Raw genomic sequence first — 245 nt, 5'->3', positions numbered from 1 at the left:
TGGCGGCGTTTCGGCGGGATATGCCGGATATTCGGCTCGCCGTGCATGTCGGCTCGTCGAACGTTCTGTTTCGCGCCTTCGAGGAGGGGCGTTTCGATGCCGTCATCGGCCGGACCGGCGATCTCGGGGGAGAGGGACGGCATTTGATCGACGACCGGCTCGTCTGGCTGGCGGCGCCCGATTTCGTCTGGGCGGTGCCGGAGCCTTTGCCGCTTCTGGCGCTCGCCGCACCCTGCGAGATCCGC

General features: G+C 67.8%; 1 protein-coding gene. It reads left to right on the top strand.

The features are described 5' to 3' along the window. The coding region (locus tag CH341_RS36545) for a LysR substrate-binding domain-containing protein (RefSeq protein ID WP_425376239.1) at nucleotides 1-245 on the top strand (245 nt) is incomplete at both ends.

Origin of the sequence: Rhodoplanes roseus (assembly GCF_003258865.1) — a bacterium.
GTDB lineage: Bacteria > Pseudomonadota > Alphaproteobacteria > Rhizobiales > Xanthobacteraceae > Rhodoplanes > Rhodoplanes roseus.
The sequence above is the reverse complement of the archived record's forward strand: the minus strand, read 5'-3'. Positions and strand labels throughout refer to the sequence as shown.